20 protein-coding genes and 2 pseudogenes are annotated in these 21,027 nt (G+C 56.1%); 5 read left to right on the top strand and 17 right to left on the bottom strand.

The genetic code is table 11. The features are described from left to right. Nucleotide 1: 1 nt before the first annotated feature. The 3 genes from flgB to PSH57_RS06820 form a co-directional block, all read right to left on the bottom strand. Nucleotides 2-409 (bottom strand): flagellar basal body rod protein FlgB, encoded by a 408-nt coding sequence (gene flgB / locus PSH57_RS06830; RefSeq protein WP_305388641.1) that lies wholly within the window; start codon nucleotides 407-409, stop codon nucleotides 2-4. 357 nt (nucleotides 410-766) lie between these two features. After that, nucleotides 767-1,594 (bottom strand): protein-glutamate O-methyltransferase CheR, encoded by an 828-nt coding sequence (gene cheR / locus PSH57_RS06825; protein WP_092392907.1) that lies wholly within the window; start codon nucleotides 1,592-1,594, stop codon nucleotides 767-769. Between the two features lie 53 nt (nucleotides 1,595-1,647). Then, nucleotides 1,648-2,574, bottom strand: coding sequence for a chemotaxis protein CheV (locus PSH57_RS06820; RefSeq protein ID WP_305388640.1), 927 nt, complete (start codon nucleotides 2,572-2,574; stop codon nucleotides 1,648-1,650). A 78-nt stretch (nucleotides 2,575-2,652) separates the two neighbouring features. Between PSH57_RS06820 and flgA the strand changes: the two genes are divergently transcribed. The 4 genes from flgA to PSH57_RS06800 all read left to right on the top strand — a co-directional run bounded on the left by flgA (nucleotide 2,653) and on the right by PSH57_RS06800 (nucleotide 5,258). Next, complete coding sequence (gene flgA / locus PSH57_RS06815; RefSeq protein WP_305388639.1) at nucleotides 2,653-3,417, top strand: flagellar basal body P-ring formation chaperone FlgA; 765 nt, start codon at nucleotides 2,653-2,655, stop codon at nucleotides 3,415-3,417. A 173-nt stretch (nucleotides 3,418-3,590) separates the two neighbouring features. Then, complete coding sequence (gene flgM, locus PSH57_RS06810) at nucleotides 3,591-3,905, top strand: flagellar biosynthesis anti-sigma factor FlgM (protein ID WP_047228762.1); 315 nt, start codon at nucleotides 3,591-3,593, stop codon at nucleotides 3,903-3,905. A 49-nt stretch (nucleotides 3,906-3,954) separates the two neighbouring features. After that, entirely contained in the window at nucleotides 3,955-4,422 is a 468-nt protein-coding gene (locus PSH57_RS06805; RefSeq protein ID WP_305388638.1) for a flagella synthesis protein FlgN, read from the top strand. Between the two features lie 89 nt (nucleotides 4,423-4,511). Then, on the top strand, nucleotides 4,512-5,258 hold the full coding sequence (locus PSH57_RS06800) for a flagellar brake protein (RefSeq protein ID WP_305388637.1): 747 nt from the start codon (nucleotides 4,512-4,514) through the stop codon (nucleotides 5,256-5,258). A 287-nt stretch (nucleotides 5,259-5,545) separates the two neighbouring features. On the opposite strand, the gene PSH57_RS06795 is transcribed toward PSH57_RS06800, so the two are convergent. The 14 genes and pseudogenes from PSH57_RS06795 to PSH57_RS06730 all read right to left on the bottom strand — a co-directional run. Next, the gene (locus tag PSH57_RS06795; protein ID WP_305388636.1) at nucleotides 5,546-6,919 is read right to left on the bottom strand and encodes an MFS transporter; all 1,374 of its coding nucleotides are present in this window, start codon (nucleotides 6,917-6,919) and stop codon (nucleotides 5,546-5,548) included. Nucleotides 6,920-6,987: 68 nt separating this feature from the next. Then, nucleotides 6,988-8,229, bottom strand: a complete 1,242-nt coding sequence (locus PSH57_RS06790; RefSeq protein WP_305390315.1) for a glutamine synthetase family protein — start codon at nucleotides 8,227-8,229, stop codon at nucleotides 6,988-6,990. 340 nt (nucleotides 8,230-8,569) lie between these two features. Next, nucleotides 8,570-9,262, bottom strand: a complete 693-nt coding sequence (locus tag PSH57_RS06785) for a sensor histidine kinase (protein ID WP_305388635.1) — start codon at nucleotides 9,260-9,262, stop codon at nucleotides 8,570-8,572. Continuing rightward, nucleotides 9,255-10,862 carry a tetratricopeptide repeat-containing response regulator gene (locus tag PSH57_RS06780; RefSeq protein WP_305388634.1) on the bottom strand — a complete coding sequence of 536 codons (1,608 nt, stop codon included), beginning with the start codon at nucleotides 10,860-10,862 and terminating at the stop codon, nucleotides 9,255-9,257. The genes PSH57_RS06785 and PSH57_RS06780 overlap by 8 nt, the downstream gene beginning before the upstream one ends. 448 nt (nucleotides 10,863-11,310) lie before the next feature. Further along, nucleotides 11,311-11,652 (bottom strand): DUF6124 family protein, encoded by a 342-nt coding sequence (locus tag PSH57_RS06775; protein ID WP_186655037.1) that lies wholly within the window; start codon nucleotides 11,650-11,652, stop codon nucleotides 11,311-11,313. Between the two features lie 483 nt (nucleotides 11,653-12,135). After that, nucleotides 12,136-12,756 (bottom strand): hypothetical protein, encoded by a 621-nt coding sequence (locus tag PSH57_RS06770; RefSeq protein ID WP_305388633.1) that lies wholly within the window; start codon nucleotides 12,754-12,756, stop codon nucleotides 12,136-12,138. A gap of 51 nt (nucleotides 12,757-12,807) precedes the next feature. After that, the gene (locus PSH57_RS06765; protein ID WP_305388632.1) at nucleotides 12,808-13,164 is read right to left on the bottom strand and encodes a hypothetical protein; all 357 of its coding nucleotides are present in this window, start codon (nucleotides 13,162-13,164) and stop codon (nucleotides 12,808-12,810) included. A 154-nt stretch (nucleotides 13,165-13,318) separates the two neighbouring features. Further along, complete coding sequence (locus tag PSH57_RS06760; RefSeq protein WP_305388631.1) at nucleotides 13,319-13,765, bottom strand: hypothetical protein; 447 nt, start codon at nucleotides 13,763-13,765, stop codon at nucleotides 13,319-13,321. 178 nt (nucleotides 13,766-13,943) lie between these two features. Further along, entirely contained in the window at nucleotides 13,944-14,813 is an 870-nt protein-coding gene (locus PSH57_RS06755) for a hypothetical protein (RefSeq protein ID WP_305388630.1), read from the bottom strand. A gap of 156 nt (nucleotides 14,814-14,969) precedes the next feature. Beyond that, on the bottom strand, nucleotides 14,970-15,299 hold the full coding sequence (locus PSH57_RS06750) for an antitoxin YezG family protein (RefSeq protein ID WP_305388629.1): 330 nt from the start codon (nucleotides 15,297-15,299) through the stop codon (nucleotides 14,970-14,972). 156 nt (nucleotides 15,300-15,455) lie between these two features. Further along, nucleotides 15,456-16,070, bottom strand: a complete 615-nt coding sequence (locus tag PSH57_RS06745) for a GAD-like domain-containing protein (protein WP_305388628.1) — start codon at nucleotides 16,068-16,070, stop codon at nucleotides 15,456-15,458. 55 nt (nucleotides 16,071-16,125) lie between these two features. Next, the gene (locus tag PSH57_RS06740) at nucleotides 16,126-16,722 is read right to left on the bottom strand and encodes an imm11 family protein (RefSeq protein ID WP_305388627.1); all 597 of its coding nucleotides are present in this window, start codon (nucleotides 16,720-16,722) and stop codon (nucleotides 16,126-16,128) included. A 110-nt stretch (nucleotides 16,723-16,832) separates the two neighbouring features. Further along, nucleotides 16,833-17,732: a PoNi-like cognate immunity protein gene (locus PSH57_RS06735; RefSeq protein ID WP_305388626.1), complete on the bottom strand. Its 900-nt coding sequence runs from the start codon at nucleotides 17,730-17,732 to the stop codon at nucleotides 16,833-16,835. Next, a pseudogene (locus PSH57_RS06730) lies at nucleotides 17,729-19,657 on the bottom strand (hemagglutinin repeat-containing protein); the annotation flags it as partial. The gene PSH57_RS06735 and the pseudogene PSH57_RS06730, both read right to left, overlap by 4 nt. Nucleotides 19,658-19,737: 80 nt before the next feature. On the opposite strand from PSH57_RS06730, the pseudogene PSH57_RS06725 reads away from it, so the two are divergent. Then, a pseudogene (locus PSH57_RS06725) lies at nucleotides 19,738-20,991 on the top strand (IS3 family transposase). Nucleotides 20,992-21,027: the final 36 nt, after the last annotated feature.

The following is a 21,027-nucleotide window of genomic DNA, read 5'->3' as shown; positions in this document are numbered from 1 at the left end:
CTTACTCTCCGCGCAGGGCCGATACCAGCCCTTTGAATTTGCTATTGAGCAGGGTGAAACTGGCCTGGAAGTTCACGGAGTTTTCCGTGTAGTTGGACTGTTCCAGTTGAGCGTCCACGGTGTTCTGATCGATCGAAGGTTGCATCGGCGTGCGGTACATCAGCGATTCATCGCTATTGCCCAGGCCTTCGGCTTCGATATGACGGCTGTTGGTCATGTTCAGGGCGAAGTGGCCGTTCTTGGTCTTCTCGTTCTGCTCGGCGAGCACTTTGGAGAAGTCCAGGTCCCGAGCCTTGAAGTTCGGGGTGTCGGCGTTGGCGATGTTGTTGGCCAGGACTTCAGCACGCTGGGCGCGGAAGCTCAGGGCCTTTTCGTGGATGCCGAGCGCTTTATCGAAACTGATGCTCATGTTGGAAACCTTCGGGTGACCAGAATTTACGTACGATGGACATAGCAAGCGTCGTGCCACTTTCAAAAAGCCCATAAACCGGGGCTTTGCGGGCATCGGCAAAGCGGCAATGCCAGAAAAGCGGCAATCGGTTTCCGCTGTCTGCCGCTTTTCTGCCGCTTCTCAAGGGCAATGACACTCAAATTGTGGGAGCGGGCTTGCTCGCGAATGCGGTGTGACAGTGACATTTATTTCGACTGACATACCGCATTCGCGAGCAAGCCCGCTCCCACAGGGATAGTGGTGGTGGGGAGGAAATTGGCAGGTATAAAAAAGGGAGCCCCTGAGGACTCCCGCTTTTTTGAAGACCCAAGCAAATCACTTCGCCTGATAGATGATCCCCGGGCTGCACTGCACCATCTGGTAGTGGTCCGGCAACCCGTTCAATGCCTCGGAGGCACCGAGGAACAGGTAGCCACCCGGTTTGAGCGTGCTGTGGATGCGCAGCAGGATGTCTTTTTTCACTTCGGCAGAGAAGTAGATCAGCACGTTGCGGCAGAACACGATGTCGAACTTGCCCAGGCTGGCGTAGCTGTCCAGCAGGTTGAACGAGCGGAATTCCACACGGTTCTTGATCGGCGCCTTGACCACCCAGCGCCCCGGTCCTTTGGGGTCGAAGTAGCGTTGCAGGCGATCAGGCGACAGGCCGCGCCCGATAGCCAGGCTGTCGTATTCGCCGGTCTTGCAGTTATTGAGCATGGTTCCGGACAAATCGGTGGCGACGATTTGCACGCCCATTTTCAACTGGCCGATATTGGTCCGCTCGAACTCATCGATGGACATCGACAGCGAATAGGGTTCCTGCCCCGACGAACAGGCGGCCGACCAGATCCGCAAGCGTTGCCCCGGACTGGCCTTGATGGCCGCCGGCAACACCCTGTTCTTCAACACCTCGAACGGGTAGGTGTCGCGAAACCACAGGGTTTCATTGGTGGTCATGGCATCCACCACCATCTCGCGCAACCCACTGCGCGGCTGGGTCTGGATGCGCTGGACCAGTTCGCCCAACGATTTCAGGCCCTGTTGCTCCATCAATTTATTGAGACGGCTCGACACCAGGTATTGCTTGTTTTCACCAAGCAAAATGCCACAGGCTTTTTCCAGGAAGACCCGGAACTGTTCGAAATCCAAATTACCCGTAGACAAGATACCGCCTCTTTCATCGTATTGACTTGCCGGGCGCACAACGCGCCCGACCTTTATTCTGCTGCCTTGATGCGCTCGACTACCCGGGAAGCCAGGTCATCGGGCCGGAACTTGGCCAGGAAGTCATCGGCCCCCACTTTCTTGACCATCGCCTGATTGAAAACACCGGACAACGAGGTGTGCAAGACAATATGCAGCTTTTGCATGCGCGGGTCGTTGCGGATTTCCGACGTCAGGGTGTACCCGTCCATCTCCGGCATTTCAATGTCGGAGATCATCATCAGAAACTCCTCTTCCGGCTTCTTGCCTTCTTCGACCAGCTTGCGCAGGTAATCCAGGGCCTGGCGTCCGTCGTTTAACGCCACCACTTCGACACCGACCGTTTGTAGACAACGGGTCACCTGCTTACGTGCCACCGACGAATCATCGACGGTCAGTACCCGCAGCGAAATCGCCTTGTGCTGGGTTTCGGCGTCGATCACCCCCACGGAAATCGTTTCCGGGGTTGGTGCCACTTCGGCGAGGATTTTCTCCACGTCGATGATTTCCACCAACTGATTATCGACCCGGGTCACCGCCGTGAGGTAGTGATCGCGACCGGTGCCCTTGGGCGGCGGATGGATCTCCTCCCAGTTCATGTTGACGATGCGCTCCACCGAGCGCACCAGGAAGCCCTGGGTCTTGGTGTTGTACTCGGTGATGATCACAAACGGATTGCTCTGATCCAGCAGCCGCCCCGAACCGGTCGCCATCGCCAGATCGAGAATCGGGATGGTCGCTCCGCGGATATTGGCCACACCGCACACAACGGGGCTGGACTTGGGCATCAGGGTCAGCTTCGGGCACTGGAGCACCTCGCGGACCTTGAATACGTTAATCCCGTACATTTGCTGGCCGTCGAGACGGAACAACAACAGCTCCAGGCGATTCTGACCGACCAGCTGAGTTCGCTGGTTTACCGAATCCATTACTCCCGCCATGCCCTGACTCCTACCTAACGCTAATGTGTCCGACGCGCATTCATCACTAAACGGCACGGGGCTTGCTATTGAACCGGCATGAACGCACAAACGACATTTTTTCGACGCCTGACCACTCACTGCCGCCACTGGTTCGGTGCACTGCTGGCTGCCTGCCTGCTCGCTTTGGGCGGCCCTGCCTTTGGTGCTGTTCCCGTTACCTTGCCTGATCTCCTTATCGGCGTCACTCAGGGCTTTCTTGAATTCACCGTAGAAGACTACCTGGCGACCAGTCAAACCGAAGGGCGCTACGAAATCGAAGTCAACCAGCTCGACCCGCGCCTGCGCATGCCCATGTGTGACAGGGAATTGACTGCCTCACTGGAGAGCCCGGGCAGACCACTGGGCCGGGTCACGGTGAAGCTGCGTTGCGACAGCGCCGCGCCCTGGACGGTGTTCGTACCCGCTCAAGTGCGCCTGTTTCGCGAAATCGTCACCACCACCCGTCCGCTCAAGCGGGCCGGGATCGTCGAGCCTCAGGACGTGACGCTGCGTGAACGGGATGTCAGCCAGATCAACCAGGGTTTCCTGACCTCTGTCGATCGGGCCATCGGCCAGAAACTTGTCCGACCAATGGTCGCCGACCAAGTCATTACTCTGGTCCATCTGGAACAAGCCGAAGTGATCCGCAAAGGCGATCAGGTGGTCATCACCGCCCGCAGCGGCACCCTGGCCGTGCGGATGCCGGGCGAGGCATTGTCCAACGGTGGCATGCGTGAACAGATTCGAGTGAGAAACCTTAATTCCCAACGTGTTATCAAGGCGCAGGTAATGGCCCCCGGCCATGTGGAAGTGGCTATGTAGCGATCGGTTGGAAATGGGTAGAGAGCTGGCGCTTGCCCACGGTGTTCCCTAGACTGTGCCTTACGCAAAGGCAAGCGCAGACGTGCGCACGTTCATTGAATAAATGAGCCTAAAGTTTTTTGGGGGATGGCCGAAAACATGGCAAGCGTCCAAATACCCAGAGGTTTTTTACCATGGTCATCGATTTCAATCGTTTAAACAGCTCTTCACCGCTGACAGGCACCACGCGCCCTAACGCCAGCAAGGAAACCGTCGAAACCGACAAATCCGCGCCGGCCGAACAAGCCGCCACTGTCAGCAACGGGGAGTCGGTACACCTCAGCAATGAGGCTCAGCAGTTGCAGAAGGTCACTGACAAGCTGCGCGATCAACCTGTCGTCGACAACGCCCGCGTGGCCGAGTTGAAAGCAGCAATCGCCGATGGCAGCTATAAAGTCGACAGCAACCGTGTAGCCAGCAAACTGCTCAACTTCGAAGCCCAGCGCTAGGCCACCGCCTGCGCCAGGCTTTTGGACGCTTAAGACCCCAAGGCCAGCCATGCACGACACTAATTTGTTGCAACTGATCACCGACGACTTTGCCCCGGCGCAACAACTGCTGGAGCTATTGCAGGCCGAGTCCCTGGCATTGCACGGTCGCGACATGCCGTCGCTGGAGAATATTCTGGCGCAGAAACAGGCATTGATCATTCTGCTCGATCAGCATGGCCGCAAGCGCAGCGAGATCCTCGCCAGCCTCAACCTGCCCGCCAATCGCGACGGCCTTGAGCAACTGGCCAGTCAGTCGTCGGTGGGCGATCAACTGTTGTCCCAAAGCGAAGTGCTCAACGACCTGCTTGCTCAATGCCAGGCTGCCAACACTCGTAATGGACAGTCGATCCAGGTTCAGCAAGCCGCCACCGCCAATCAGTTGCGCATCCTCAACGGCGGTGAAATCCCGACGCTCTATGACGCTCGCGGTTCGACCGCCAAGATGGTCAAGCACCGCCCGCTCAGCCAGGCATGAAACGAACAGTGCCGGCGCTCTATCAACGCGCGACACATGCTGGCAAAATGCCGGCTACTCGTCGTATTTTGCCTGGAGATTGACCCACCGTGTTCAATGCCTCAAACGCGGATGATGCTCCGCAGCCGCCCAAGGTCCTCGCCACGCCCCTGGAAATTTCCGGCAACCTGCGGATGCTGCAAGATAGCCATGATCCGCTGATCATCACCTTCCACGAACGCAGCCAGCGCTTCCAGAGCTATCTGGTCGACGTCGACCGGGAGCTTAACGTCATCGCCCTGGACGAAATGATCCCCCGGGACGGCGAACGCTTCCTGTTGGCGGGCGAGCCGTTTCGGGTCGAGGGTTTCCATGACGGCGTGCGCATCGCGTGGGAAAGCAACGGCCCTTTGACCATCGATGAGTCCAGCGACGGCCGCTGCTATCGCGGCGCCTTGCCTGACGAAGTGGTTTACCACCAACGCCGCAACGCCTTCCGCGCCGCCCTGAAGCTGGCTCAACTGATAAACGTCGAGCTGGGCGGTGACAAACTCAAGTCACCGGTTGACGGCAAGCTGCTGGACATTTCCGCCACGGGCTGCAAGTTGCGCTTCGAAGGTGACATTACCGCGCACCTGCAATTGGGCCAGGTCTACGAGCGTTTTATCGCGGCATTGCCCTTCGGCAACATGACCGCACCGGTCGAACTGCGCTATCTGCATTTCGAAGAAAGGATCAACACCACCTTCGCCGGCGTGCGCTTCCACAACGTCAGCGGCCTGGTGCAACGGCAGGTTGAGCGTTTCGTTTATCAGCTGCAGCGCGAAGCCCGTCGCTTCGACAAAGACGACCTCTGATTTTCGACACGTAAAAAAACGGGCAGTCCCTTGCGGTGACTGCCCGTTTTTTTATGCCTGATTACACGCCTCTGACCTGAGAGCTGCTGTGTTTGGGCTGACTTCATCGCGAGCAGGCTCGCTCCCACATTGGATCTGCTGCGAACTGGAGTATTGTATCCACCGCAGATCAACTGTAGGAGCGAGCCTGCTCGCGATTGGGGGAGCACCTCGGTCTACCTGTCCGGCGCAATCAGCCCGCGCTCCGATCCCCTACCCTCTGCCTCAGGCCTTTATCCTCGACCCACTCAAGGCCTGGCCTGAGTGAAATCGAGGGTCGGCGGCTCGTCGCTCGCCTCTTCGGCGGCAGCTTCCTCCATGACAGGTTCTTCGTCGGCCGGTTCTTCCGTCGGCACAGGATCGACGTGCATCTGCTCCTGCACCACTTGTTCGTCCACCCGGGGATCGAGGCACGCCACCAGCGGCGAACTGGACATGCTGTCCGGCATCGCCACGTGATGCAGCGGTGCGTCGTCGACCTGATGCAGGTTGGTCACCGCCTTCGGCCGGATTCGCCACACCAGCACCAGGGCGAAGAAGGCAAAAAAGGCATAGAGCATCTGGCTGCCGAACATCTTCATCAGCACCCCTGCTACCAGCGGCCCGATGCTGGCGCCAACCCCATAGGTCACCAGCAGCATCGCGGTCAGGGACACCCTGCGATCAGCTTCGACGTGGTCGTTGGAAAACGCCACCGCCAGCGGATAGAGGCAGAACTGCACCAGCGAACAGAAGAACCCCGCGACGAACAGCACCTCCAACGGCACCGTCGGCAGGATCGCCAACGGCAGCGCACAGACCGTCAGCACCAGCGCAAAACAGCGGATCAGCAGCGCCCGGTCATATCGGTCGGACAGCCAGCCCAGGGGCCACTGAACCAGCAATCCGGCAAAGATGCAGCTACCCATGAACAGACCAACCTGCTCGGTCGACAGCCCCTGCTGAGAGGCGTACAGCGGCGCCAGGCCATAGAACGAACCGACGATCAGCCCCGAGCCCAGTACCGTACTCAATGACTGCGGTACCCGCTTGATGAAAAAGCGCGGTTCCATGGGCGCCGGATGTAGGGCGGCCGGGTGAATTCGTCGGGTCAGTGTCACCGGCACCAGGCACAAGGCGAAGCACAGCGCCACCAGCATCAGCAGCTCAAGCCCCAGGGACGGGTGCATGACCAGAATCAACTGGCCCAGCACCAGGCCCAGGTAGGAAGCGATCATGTAGCCACTGAATACCACGCCACGCTGCTTGGCTTCGGCCTGCTCGTTGAGCCAGCTCTCGATCACCATGTATTGACACATCATGCCCAGGCCGACGATCACCCGCAGCACGATCCAGGCCGGCAGCCAATCCACCAGGCCATGGCCCAGCACCGCCGCACCGACAATCCCGGCACAGGCCGAATAAGCCCGGATGTGCCCGACGCGGGCGATCAGCCGGTGGCCGATCTTGCCGCCCAGCACCAGGCCGAAATAGTTGGCGGCCATCAGCGCACCGACCCACAGGCTGTCGACATTGTCGGCGGCCAGGCGCAAGGCCAGGTAGGTACTCAGCAGGCCCGAGCCGATCAACATCATCAGCGAAGCGAAATACAGCGCTCGAAAAGGTTTCCAGATTTGGCGCATCGGCGTTCCGAGCGGCTCCTTGAGATGAGTACGGGCTATTTAGAAGATAGCCCGAATGCGACGTTTGGTTATGCCTGGGCCGCTAAAACACGCCGCTCCCAGGGAGTAATTTCATCAAAGAAGCTGGTCAGTTCCATGGTCTTCGAAGCGATGTAGCCTTCGATGAACTCCGTACCGAACAGTTCCTTCGCCAGATGACTACGCTTCAGACGTTCCAGGGCAGCATGCAAGGTACATGGCAGCGAAAGATTATCCGGCACCTGGAATTCGCCCTGGATCGCGGCGCTCGGCTCCAGGCGACTTTCGATGCCATAAAGCCCCGCGGCAAGGCTCGCGGCAATCGCCAGGTACGGGTTGGCATCGGCACCCGGCAAGCGATTCTCGACCCGACGGGCCGCCGGCGAACTGGCGGGAATCCGCAACCCGGCCGAACGATTGTCATGGGACCAACAGGCATTGTTCGGTGATGCAAACGGGTGACACAGGCGCTGGTAGGAATTCACGTTCGGCGCGAACAGCGCAGTGAAATCCGCCATGCCGGCCTGTTGCCCGCCGATGAAATGCCGGAACGCCGCCGTCGGCTCGCCCGCTTCGTCGCTGAACACATTGCGGCCGCTGTCCAGCTCGACGACGCTCTGATGAATATGCATCGAACTGCCCGGCGTATGGGCCAGGGGCTTGGCCATGCAGACCACGGTCAGGCCGTGCTTGAGGGCAACTTCCTTGAGCAGGTGCTTGAACAGAAACGTCTGGTCGGCCAGCAACAGAGGATCGCCGTGCAGCAGATTGATCTCGAACTGGCTCACGCCCATTTCATGCATGAAGGTGTCGCGGGGCAAGCCCAGCGCCGCCATGCATGCATAGACCTCTTTAAAGAACGGTCGCAGGCCATTATTGGAACTGATGCTGAACGCCGAGTGACCGTCTTCACGCCGTCCGTCCAGGCCCACAGGCGGCTGGAACGGCTGGGTCGGGTCCGGGTTGGGGGCGAACACGAAAAACTCCAGCTCGGTCGCCACCACCGGCGCCAGGCCAAGGGCTGCATAACGGGCAACAACGCGCTTGAGCTGGCCGCGCGTGGAGAGCCGCGAGCTTTCCCCGCTCAGCTCATCGGCGTCGCAAATCGCCAAGGCTCGCGGCTGTTCGCTCCAGGGCAAGCGGTGAATGTGTTTCGGGTCGGCCACCAGCGCCAGGTCGCCGTCGTCGCTGCCATAAAAACGCGACGGCGGATAACCGCCCATGATGCATTGCAACAGCACACCCCGCGCCATCTGCAACCGTCGACCCTCGAGGAAGCCCTCGGCAGTCATCACCTTGCCTCGTGGCACGCCATTCAAATCCGGGGTGACACACTCAATCTCATCAATGCCCGTCAGTCGCTGCGCGAGTGAACACTGGCCATCGGTCGTCATGACGCAATCCTTGTAATGTGCGAGCCGCGAACGGCAACCCGTACAAAATAGGCTTCGGGTGTTCGGAATATCAAGCGGCCCAAGACAATAAACACTCAGTGTTGGGGACATGTGGGATCTAGTGTGGGAGCGGGCTTGCTCGCGAAGGCGGTGTGTCAGTAAGACATTTGCAAACTGACCCACCGCCTTCGCGAGCAAGCCCGCTCCCACAGTTGCTTTGTATTGCCAGGGCTATTGTTCAGGGCAGATAAATCCGGAACACGCCCCCGCCCAACGCCCCGCCATTGGCAATCTCGGTACGCCCGCACAGGCCGCCACGCTGATGCAACCCGGCAATCCGCGCGGCGAAATACAAACCCAGCCCGGTGCTGCCGCTGCTGTGATTGATGCCCTGCACATACTCGGCTTGACGCTCGATCATCTCGGCCGGGTAGCCTTCGCCGTCGTCATTGATGGTCAGCACCAGTTGCCCGGCCTCGTCGCTCGCACTGATCAGCAGCGCCTGGCGCGCGTGGCGGATGGCATTGTTGATGCTGTTATCAAGCACCGACGCAATCAGCTCTCGATCGAAAAAACCCAGGGGGCTCAGCGGGTCGACATCGTAGGTGACCATGAGCCCGCGACTGCGGAACACATCCTGATGACCGGCCAGTTGCGCCTCGATAAAGTCATCCAGCTCGTGATAGGCCGGATGCAGCGGTAACTGGTTGACCCCCAGCTTGTACAACCCCAGCAACTGCACCAGCAGGCCATTGAGGTGGGCGAACTCGAACTCCATGACGCCCTGCTCCGAGGTCTGCCGCTCAGGGTCGGGCAAACGCTCGAGCCACTGGGTATGAGCCTGCATGAGCAAGGCCAGGGAGTTTTTCATGTCGTGCACGGTAGATGCGATCACCGTGGAAAAATCGAGAGCCTGTTCGCTGTCATTCATCGCCAAATGCCTTGCTTCGCAGTTTCTGATAACGCGTAAAACGCGCATCGGTGTCGGGCATCATGCCCACCAGTTTCAGGCAGGCGCGGCACTCCTGCAGCAATTCCGACTCCACGCTGGTATCGGTGCCATGCAACAGTGACTGCGCCATGTTCAAAGCAATACTGATGTTCTTCGGTTGCATCTTCAGGGCTCGACGGAACAGCTCTCGCGCCTCGGGCAACGCGCCGGTCTTATAGACGCGCACACCTTCACGGTTCAGCTCGGCGGCGGCATTGCCTTGATTGAGGATGTTCGGATCGTCGGTCAGCTTGGCGATGCCTTGCATCACCGCCGGATCATCGCCATAGATCTCTGCGCAGTTCTTGAGCATCGACTCGCCGGCGCTGGTCTGGCCGAGCATCTGCAATTGCTTGGCCACCAGCAACGCGGCTTCGGCGCTCATGAACTGCTCCATGCCGTCGAGACGCTGCAAGGCCTGCTCGGTGAGCTTTTCGGCGGTTTCGGCATCGTTGAGCAACAGGCTCGTGGCCTTCATCAACCGCGCACGCACCTGCAACCCAGGATCGTTGATATTTTCCTTGGCCACGGCGCTGAGGGTGGTGTTGATTTCCAGCCGGGTGCGGGTATCCAGGCCTTTTTCGCTGCCCTTGCTGATCAGTGCATGGGCCAGGCCGAGGTTGCTTTCCGGGTCCTTGAAGCGCGACTGCGCGCCCTGCCCCACCGCCTGGCGATAGGCCTTGGACGCGGTCTCGAAATCTTCGTTGGTCATCGCCAGCTTGCCCAGCAGCGACTGTCGACGCACCGCCAGGGGCGACAGACGAACCGCCTCTTCCAGCACGTGTTGCGCCTGCTTTGTATCGCCTTCGGCCACCAGCACTTCAGCCATGCCGTCATACAGCGCCGGCATCATCGGGAAGACTTTCAAGGCCTTCTCGTACACGTCCTTGGCCTGGCCGACCTGGCCGCGCTTGAACAACAACTTCCCCAGCCCCGCATAGGCCCACGGCAAAGGACGGTCAGCCAGGATGGTGTTGTACAGACGCTCAAGGGCTTCGTTCTGATTCAAGTCCCGCAGCGCATCGGCCCGATAACGCAGACACAACGGCCCGTAGCGCGGATCCTGCTTGCACAGGGCGATACAGGCATTGAGCACCTCCATCGGCTTGCCACGATCCAAGGCTTGCAGGATTGGCTTGAGCAGGGTCTTGCGCTGCTCCAGCCGCTCCAGCCGCTGAGCCAGGCCCGAACGATTGAACGGCTTGGTCAGGTACGCATCGGGCTCATGCTCCAGGGCACTGAGCACCATCGCCTGACTGCTTTCAGCCGTCACCATGAGAAACACACTTTCATGGCTGATCAGCTTCTCGACCATCAGGTCTTCCAGCACCTGCTGACCGTTCTTGCGGCCGTCGCCCAGGTGATAGTCCTGCAAAATAAAGTCATAGCGCTTCTGCGAGCACATGCGCAGCGCCACTTCACCGGTGTCAGCGGTGTCCACGTCCTTGACGCCCAGTTCACGCAACATGGACCGGACGGAACTGCGGAAATCCGAGAAATCATCGACGATCAGAAAACTTTTTTGGTGGTACGCCAGCATCGAGGATGTCCAGGCAAGTAAGAAGATGCACCCAATGGCAAAACAACGAAACGCCGTGTCACCGCCCGGTGTGGCGCGCATTGCTAGCCGTTTTCGCGCGCCGAAACGCTATAGAAAACAGGGCTCGTCAGGGTATCGGCAGGAAATGGCGTTCCGTTAAGAGATTGTGTGGGGAAGTTCCGGGACCTATCGGCTACCTGCCGGGCATAGAACACGGTCAACTGTGCCAGGACGTGACCAGCATGGTTGGGCGGTTCAGCCTTTAACAAAAGGCCAGCTCTTAGGTCAGGGGCTGTAGGAGCTGTCGAGCGAAGCGAGGCTGCGATCCTTTGATCTTCGCCTCAAATTCAACTGTCAGGAGAAAGATCGCAGCCTCGCTTCGCTCGACAGCTCCTACCAAAAACGGATTTGATCGGTCGACATTGATCAAATCCGTTTTTCTCGGCGCCTATCTGGGGTCTACGACATCCAGCGCCCGGTTTGCCAACATCTGCCCCAGTTCAATCAACTGTTGCAGCCCCAATGCAAAATGCCGTCGAGAGCCTTCCAATTCGAACGCAAGGTCATTGGCCATGACATTGGCAGAAGCCAGGGTTTCGCTGAGGTTGGCCAGCAGGCTCTCAGCATCAATGCCCTCCACGACAGTGAATAGCTGGTCGGGGGAAGGCTTCTTGTCAGGCTGGGCAGGTTTGGGGTTCAAATAGGAATCGATGACACGTTCGGCGTTGGCGTCGGCTGCGATGTCCAGATGCAGCGGGGGAACGGGTGGGTCTGGTATGAGTTTGTCCATGGAATACCCCTAACGTAAGTGGGGGCCGCCACGTTCGCTGCTAAACGAATGGGTGGCAGCCATGCGCAGGTTAGCAGACCGGTACGTTAGGAAACCGGCGCACCCGAAGATGCCCTGCGCACAGCCGCCATAAGACTTCGAGCAATAAAAACGCCCGCACTGAATGGCAGTTGCCATGCGCCTAACGTGATTTCGAGCTGCTAAACCCGACCGCTGGATTGGCAGCGGCGAACAAAGACTAGGCACCGGAATCGGCAGGCGCAAGGGGTTGGGATTTTCTAGGAAATGTCCTGCAAGTCAATGGGAAACATCCCAACACAAGATATTTCATTCTATCGAAACCGTCGGGTGCGTATCCTAGCCAGTGCTGGACAAGGTGGTGTTCGCTCGTAAAAAAGAAAGAAAAAAACGAAAGAAAGGGAAATATTTATTTAAGAACAAAGCAATTAAAAAAATCCGCCCTCCACCTTAACCATACTAGCCCTAGTTAGTTACAAAGAACCCACTCTCGGTGAGAGCACATCTTCCTCCAGCCCGCCAGAATCTAAAATAGGGTTCCAAATCAATTTCGAATTTAAACAACGGCCGCCCAACATACCAAGCAAGATAATAATCCGCAGCCAATCCATAAAGCGCCTCAAACAGCGCATAAATTTGCTCAGTATCAGAAACCCGGCTTCCTCTGATCGCATCCCCAATCTCATCAAAAACCCAATAATGAGGTATATCTTGTTGAAGCCAATGATCCATATCGTGACCATTAACAAAAAGCACTCGGGCATCTTCACAAATACTGAGGACTTCGGAGTCACCGAGAACCCCACATACTCTTTCTTGCTCCTTGAGCCACTCCCGACCTAGCCGAATTAGCTCATCACTTCCAACTTTAAGTCTTGGCAAGAGATACAGAGACGTTTCCACATCTCCAGAGGCAAGAACGCGCTCAACTCTATCAACCAACTCTTCCGAGGACGAAAAATAACTAAATATACGTCGAATCTCCTCGGAGCCACTGTGCGCTTTCAACAATCCCAAAAAGTGAGATTTATCGAAAACCGCCCTGTCTTCACAGAAGGCACACCAGTTCGACAACAAAGAATTCATGTTTAGTTCTCGCCAGTTTTTGGTGAAGGCGGCAATAAATCCTCGCAACCATTACTCTTCGTCCCAGAATTCCCCTGGTGGTGCATATTCACCGCCCCTCAAGATAGCGCACCAACCAAAACTCCTATAAAACATCTCAAGATCAATTATTTCATAAACACCATCCCCAATGTCCTTCAGAGTAATCATGCCAGAAGCATGATGCGTATACTGACCACCTGCCCCTGCAACAGCTCTTAACTCCAATTTTTTTCGATCCCATCCCAACACCACTCCAGACGATTCAGGAATAGTTTCCGCAAAAAAAACCTCAAACTCGCTGGCTATCTTGCATACACAGGGAATCCGCTTCTGCCGAAGCAACTCATTCGTAACCAAATTCTTGGGAAATTCAATTTTCAACTTCATTACGAAGCACTCCGAGGCGCAACAACCTCACCTGTAGAATTTCTCTCAAAGAAGAAAACAGGAAAAGACCAAGTTTTCTCTTTAAAAAACTGTACAGAAACGCGGGCTGTCCCCGGCGACCCTCCCAAAAAGGAGACAGCTTTAACAATTAACATTAAGACTCTGACAAAACCGAAAATACGGATTTAAAAATATACATCCTATCATCAACAGCTGATGATGCCTCATATATCGCTTCGGTCGCTGCCATAAGCGAATTTTCTCCACCGGCCAAGGACAGCGCCGATACAACACGCGCCTGGCTAAACAACCGATGGACTTTTACATCTAAGTTTTGCCCATCATTCAGGCTATCTTGCAAGTCAAAATACTGTTCATCTAACTGCGCAACCAAAATATCTAGCCCAGAAGCCTGCTCAGCCGTGAGCTTATTACCAAGACATAGTTGCCCAAGGGATTCGGTAACAATAGGCACATCTACCGGACAGGCCTGAAAAGCAAGCTCACAGGCTACTTTTACCGCACTTCGTCGCTGCTCTTCACTGGAGATTTTTAGTTTTTCGACGAGGCTCTTCTCAACCATCTCTAAACGCATAATCATTGCTTAACCTTTGGCGGTAGAAAACCCGAAAAGAAGCCGAAAAGGACACCCTTTAGAAGAAAAATAGAAGAAAATGGGACAGATTTATTTAAGAACAGAGTAATTAAATAAATCTGCCCCCTTTTCCCGAAATAAATCTGTCCTCTTTTCCCTTTTCCCTCTGTGATAGCTCCTGCGTCTAAACCCCGAAGAAACTCTCGTAGGCCGTTTCTACCCGGACCGCAAGCTGATCAGAAATGATGACCAGGTTCTCCAGCGCAGCCGTCTCTGCGGACAATAAAGGACTCGACACAGCTGGAACAGTCAAACCTAGTTGCTGTCGGACCTGGAAAATCGCGTGGATCTCCAAAGGCAACAAATCGAAAGGCGCATATTTGAATTCAGGGTCCCAGGCCCCACCGTTGTCTTCAACATTGGATAAGTGATATTGACATAGCTCTTCCAGTGCATGAGCAAGCCCTTGCTCATTTGTCCATTCGTCTATCACGTTTTGATAAATACCCAGATCCATCGACTTGATCTCTGGAAGCGTATCTCCTTGTGCATAGACTGAATAAAGCCAGAGCATGAACGGTTCGAATCGACGCTGTTTAAGATAGCTGGAATCGACGGCGCCATTGATGGTCAGCATCCCCGCCAGCACATCGGCTACGGACGCAGCCAGATCTCGACGATCAGCCACTATCAATCCGGCCAGCAAGCATCCGGTAATGCTCAATTGATTAGTCAAATTGGGGACAGTTTTGACGCCTTGAAGAAAACTCGTTTTGGAGAAAGCCTTTGCTTTGAGCATCAGCGCCAAATAACGATACATCATCGAGCGCGAGACATGCTCCCAGCCAGAAGCATCTCTGTCACTGATAGCGACTTCGCCCTGAATGCCATAATAGGTCGCCAGCATCCCCAATGAATCAGCCACATTGTTCAATCCACCTAACGAGTCGCTGGCCAGATCCTCTTCAATGTAGGCAAGCTCCTGAGCCGTCATGCCTTCCGACCGGGAAAGCCAGCGTCGGTGCTGCTCAAGTAGGTTATTATTTTTTTTCACTTCGGTGCGTTCTCATGAGGAATAACAGGAACAGACCACGTTTTCTAACTAAAAAGTTGTACATAAGCGGGGTTTTTCCCCGGTCTCCCTCGGCTCGCTTGGAAATTCCATGCAACATTCTCTGTCCCTTCTCCAACCTCCATGAACGAAAACAAATCAATCATCATAGTTATAGTCAATGCTAATTTTCATTTCCTTCACATCCAGGGTGACTGCACACGAAGACCAGGCTTTTCCGTTGTGGCACAAACCATTTTCAACATAGAAGCCCCGGAGCTCAACCAATAATTCTGTTAAATCCCCCACAGCCCTGCTATCCGGATCAAACCAGCTGGAGTGGTTTACCTTATCGAAATAGTCAAACTCATAACTTCCTCCATCACCCTCAGCAAAAAGCCTGGCTCTAACAACTATTTTCCGAGCCTCCGAAGGACCAGCATCCAACAAAAGCTGGCCAATTCTTTGATACAGCTCCTGCTCACTCATCAGCTCCCACCCTTAGGTGCATTCTTAAAACCAACAATTACCAAGAAAAGGAGAAAAAGAAAAGGGGATAGTTTTATTTAAGAACAGAGCAATTAAATAAATCTCCCCCCTCTCCCCTAGTGGGTCGCCCGTTTTCTTCACGGCCCCCCCTGCTTCTCAGGATCGCATTCGACTAAGCACCGTCAAATGGACATCCAGATTGCACTTAACCAAATGCTCTAACGACGCAGTGCCTCCAACGAACAAAGCCGGCTCAAAGCCGTAGAGCTCACTTTCGTCCAAAGGGCCCAACTTCGCCAGCGCTCGCTCAAATAGAAACTCACCCTGACCATCTTCCAAATCGAAACGCTCCTTATCAGACATAGCGAAAAATGTCTGAATGGCAAGGTCTGGATTATTACTGGGCGCTTTCAGCTTACTCATCAATGCTACGAAGGAGCCCGTCGGGCACGAAACAACAATTTTCTGATTGTACTTTTCTCCCCAGGCATAAAGGGTCCTGAACGCACTTCTCGCAATAACGTGGTAGTTATCTATCTGCGGAAATACAGTGTCCGCGAGCCACATATCGAGCAGGTGTTTGTAGTCATCCGGGTCCACTGTCCAGAAAAGCCCATTGGCGTACCCGCACCAGCCTTCTTGCTGCCAATAGCCGAGCAGCACGTCAGGTAGAACTCCACGATATTTCGCAAGGTGGGAGTCTGGCGCTTGCCGATGAGATGTGGCTTCCCCCATTACACTGATGAAATACCCGAAATCCTCATCCCTCATCGTATGGCTTCCTCTGCTGGCAGAATCCTATGCTGTGGGCCAATTGCTCGCCTGCTCAGCACACGACCCTGCTTTCCCCGTTAACCCCCTCGAAGAGCATTCCGGCCAAGCCTGCACGCTCCAAACGGTGCTTCACTTGTTCACTCACAGTCAACGCCCCCAAGTGCTTCCCGAGACGAAAAATGTGCTTCCCCTGAGCCTTGTCGGGATCAATCACGAGGTTCAGAAAGACCCTGTACTCACCAGCCCTATCCGGTCGTACGGGATCATTGATTTCATATTTTTCGAAGTCAGAACGTGCTTCGTCTACACAATCCAATTGGGTTTCGACAATCATTACATAGTAATGATTAAAAAATTGTTCCCCTGCAACCGTCACAGGCTCAAGCACCATATTCCTATAGGGTTCATCAACCTCGGGAATTCCAATCAGCGCATCTCTGGCTTTATTGCTCAGGACCGGCACAGAAGTATATCCAGCCAAGGAAAAATCCACACTCACACCTTCGTTGATAACGTCGAGCGTATAGGTACAGGGTTCCATGTACACAACCGGAGGATCAATGAAGAGCCAATTATTGCAGTGTTTGATTTCTCCCAAATACCGGCATTGAGGAATCTGCATATCTTCGCGCAGTAAGTAATATTTCATACCGACCTCCTGCCTACCTCGAAAAAAGGGTAGCCATATTTCTCGCTGGTTCTTGAAGAAAAGGGGAATAAAGAAAACGGGCGACTTGTGGGTCGCCCATTTCGGGACAGCTAACGCCGCCCCAACAACCTCGCCCAAAATCCAGCTTTACTTTCCGCAGCCACCGTTGCAGGTGGCTCGGCTTCCTGCCGCGTTACCGGGTGCGTACTCGGGCCGTTGGGCCTCAATAAGTCCCCTGGGTAATGCTCAAGCCCCAAACACTGTGAATCGTCCATATCAAAAGCCTTGACCGCCGCCACCGCCTCCACGCACCAACGACCGAAATAGGCGCCGCCGTCGAAGTTTTCATCGCCGTAGGTGTACCAATAGGGATGTCTGTAACTGACGGCCTGAGGATCAGAGCCAGACTTGGCACCGGTACGCACGTCCGTGTACCAATGTTTGACGAATGCATTCAACAGCGATGCTTGCGAATCCGCCGGAGCGTCTACCGCCGCCAGCAACCGAGCGTAGGGTTTTGGGTAAAGAAGCGCTGAACCTATTTTGCGTTCAGGGCTGCGACTCGCGATTATTCGGTCGAGCAACAAGTCCCCGCCTTCGTTACCGATCAGCGCCAACAACCGCTTCCACTGGTCATCTGGGATATCCAGCGCCAATCCCAACCCCACCAGCCAGAAGCAGGTGATGTAATGGTCGTAGTTGACACGCCAGCTGTGGCGGGTGAATTGCTGCTCCTGGGTCCAGACCGTCGCGCCAAGGCGCTCGGCCTCTTCCCAGGCATCGAGCAGCCCAGGAAAGTATCGCGACAGGTCCGCTATCGGATCTCCAGCGGAATACCGTCGTAGCATCTGGTGCCAGTGTTTCTGCGCAATGATGAAAACGTACTGCGGCGCATAGTCGGGATCGCCGGCAGGTTTAGCGGCGGTCTCAAGCGCCTCGACGATGCTCTCATCACCATACTCAACCCATTCCGACCAATAGCGGGAGTCTCCCAGCGGTGCCCGAATCATTGAATCCCCCCCAGTAACTTGGATGTTGCAACCGGATCAGTCACAAACTTCCCGCCTTTTTCCAGAACACCTACGGTAACGTTTCCGAATGGATCTGTGTGAACCAACCACTTCTCGACGCGACCAGCCGCCATTGCTTTATTGATGCTGTCAGCCGTTTTTTGGTTGCCACCGACCGATTCCAGAATGCGGTCGTAGTTAGTGTTGGTTCCCTGTAACCAATCATCACTCATCTGCAAACCGTCTTTGGTCGGCTTCAGCTTGGACGAGCCAAACTTGTATTCCACAACCAAGTAATCAACACCCGGCTTGTCGACCTTGTACAAGTCATCAATACCGGTTTGGCCAATATCCGGGGCCCGGCCAATTTTCTCGGCGCTCGGCACCAGTGACTTGATCCGCTCACCGCCCATGACATCGCCGATGATGCTCTTCTGTGCGTTGGTGAGCGCCCGGAAATCCATCAGCGGGGTGCCGTTGGGGTTAAACTGCCCACCACGGGCCACCAGCTTATCGAACTTGGCCAGGCCGGCCATCGCCTCGAGCCCCTCCGTGCCCACCTTGATCCCGGCTTTCGCCAATGCCACGCCACCCTTGGCCGCCCCACCAACCCCCGTAGCAATACTGCCAACCTGCCAAACCAGCTCGCCAATGTCCTGGCCCAATTGCACGGCGCGATCATCCCCGCCGTTTTCCAGGGCATCTTTAACACGGTCGAGTTTAGCGTTGAGTTCGTTGACCACCCCGTCGCCAAACTGCTTGCGGGCCTCGGGGTCGTTGACCAGGGCCTTGAGGCCGTTGATTCCGTCAACCGGATGGAGGAGGAATTGCGCCAGACCCTCGACGTCGCTCCAGCCCGCCTGCACCAAGCCTTTGCCCACGCCGAAGCGGGTCAAGACGTCTTGTTTCTTGTGGATGTACGCCCACTTGGCGATCACCTGCGCTTTGGCCCCGAGACCGTCAGCCTCGCTGTACTCCTTCTCCGCCTGAACCAACTGCTGGGTCGCCAGCCAGTTGTTGTCCACCGCTGCGCCGGCGGCGCTGTTGGCGGTGGCCGGGTCGAGCGAGGAGCTGTTGGCGGCCAGCCCGGTGACGATACTGACGATCAGGTTGCGCTTGGCTTCACGCTGGGATTCGCTTTCATCGGGGCTGGCTTCGGAGAACAGGCCGGTGAGCAGGCTCGAGGCCGCTGCGCCCGCGGCACCGCTGCCACAGCTCTGGCTGCTGGCGGCGGCACCTGCGCAGGCGACGATGCCGTGCAGGGCGGCGTGCAGTGGCGAGCCTTCGGTGAGTTTGCCGTCTGCGACGAGATCGCCGATGTAGCCGGCGCCCCGCTGTTGCACGTAATTGACTACCAATCCCTGAACGAAGGCGCCGTTGCTGCCGCTGATGTTGCCGCTGGCCGCGCCCACCAGCGCGGTGGTGATCTGCCGGTAGGTGCCGCCCGCGCCCCAGTTGTCGGCGATGTTGCGGGCTTGCGCCTTCAACTGCTGGGAGCTGTTGATCAGCGCCAGGCGTTCGGTGTCAGTGAGCTGGGCGTTGGGGTCCAGAGCTTTGGCCTCGGCGGCTTCAGCCTGTTTGCGCTTGAGATCGACTTCCTTGGCCTTGTTGGCAAGCAAGGTGCTGGCTTCGTTGGCGAACGCCCCGACGATCTCGAAACCGGCACGAATCTCGTCTTCATCAAAGATCGGCTTGAGCACGCCGCTGGTGTCACGGTCGCTGGACACGTCGCGGTTGAGGCTGGCGACGGTTTGCTCGCCATTCTTGCCGGTGCGCTTCTGCTGCTCGGCGTCGTTGCTGATGACAATCGTGCCGCCACTGATACCGCTGCGGGTGACGCTGCTGGCGTCATCGCTGGCGCTGATGGCGATCGGCATCGTGGCGCCGAACTCATTTTCATTCTTCGGCAGGTCGGTGCTTGGAGAAAAGGGGACAGATTTATTTGGAAACATTGTCCCGTCCTGAATAAGGTTTACACCCTCTGATCTATTTTCAGGAGGGCGTAATGGAAGCAGGAAAAAGGCGTAGTCAGCGAGACTACACGCTGACCTTTAAATTGTCGGTCGTCGACCAGGTCGAAAAAGGCGAGCTGAGTTATAAAGAGGCTCAGGAGCGCTACGGGATTCAAGGCAAAACGACCGTTCTGACGTGGTTACGCAAGCATGGTCGGCAAGATTGGAGCCCAGGCACATACATTGGCTCGCCGAGGATGGGGTCTATGCCCGACAAAAACCGACCATTAACGCCAGAGCAACGCATCAAAGAGCTTGAAGAGCAGTTGGCGCTGTCCAATCAGAAAGCGCAGTTTTTCGAGGCGGTCGTGGATGTCTTGAAAAATGACTACGGTCTCTCTGTCGTAAAAAAGCGTCCCGGCAAGTCCTCGCGCAAAAACGAATCCAAAACTTGAGCATCAGCAGGGCTTGCCAGTTCATGGGGATAAGCCGACAGGCTTACTACAAACGCAATCGCGCCGATGCGGCGCGTCTCGCTCTGGATCAGAAAGTTGCCGATTTCGTTCAGCAAAAACGTCAGCGGCAGCCACGTTTGGGCGCCCGAAAGCTGCATTACTTGCTGCAGTGCCAACCTCAGCTTGAGCTGCAAGTGGGTCGAGATCGCCTGTTTTCGATTCTGCGTGAACGGCGTTTATTGGTAGCCCGCAAGCGGGCGTATCACAAGACAACCGACAGCCATCACCGCTTTCGGCGTCATCCAAACCTGCTCAAACCCGGCCCTAATCAAGTTATTCCCAGCGGCCCGGAACAAGTCTGGGTGGCTGACATCACCTATCTGCCCACTCAGGAAGGTGTGGCCTACTTGAGCCTTGTGACGGATGCTTTTTCACGAAAGATCGTGGGCTATCACGTCCATGAAAGCCTACACACCAAGTCGGTCGCGCAGGCGCTGCGCCGAGCGGTGAAATACCGTCGAACGGAGCAGCCGCTGGTGCATCACTCAGATAGAGGCAGCCAGTATTGCTCGGGAATATATCAGGAGTTGCATGCGAAGCACGGCATCAGGTGCTCGATGACTGATGGCTATGACTGCTACCAAAACGCCTTGGCAGAGCGGGTCAACGGGATATTGAAGACAGAGCTTTTGCTCCAGCGGCCACAGGATTTAACGCAGGCGAAGAAGATGGTCAGTGAGTCGGTATCGATCTACAACCGCGAGCGTCCACACCTGTCTCTGAAATACAAAACGCCCGATGCGATGCATCGGGCGTTGGGGTGAAATAGGTGTAAACCTATTTCAGGACTAGACACATTTAAGAAAAAAGGGGACTTATTAAGAATTG

Source organism: Pseudomonas hefeiensis, from assembly GCF_030687835.1.
Lineage (GTDB): Bacteria > Pseudomonadota > Gammaproteobacteria > Pseudomonadales > Pseudomonadaceae > Aquipseudomonas > Aquipseudomonas hefeiensis.
This window is presented reverse-complemented; position numbering and strand designations above follow the sequence as displayed.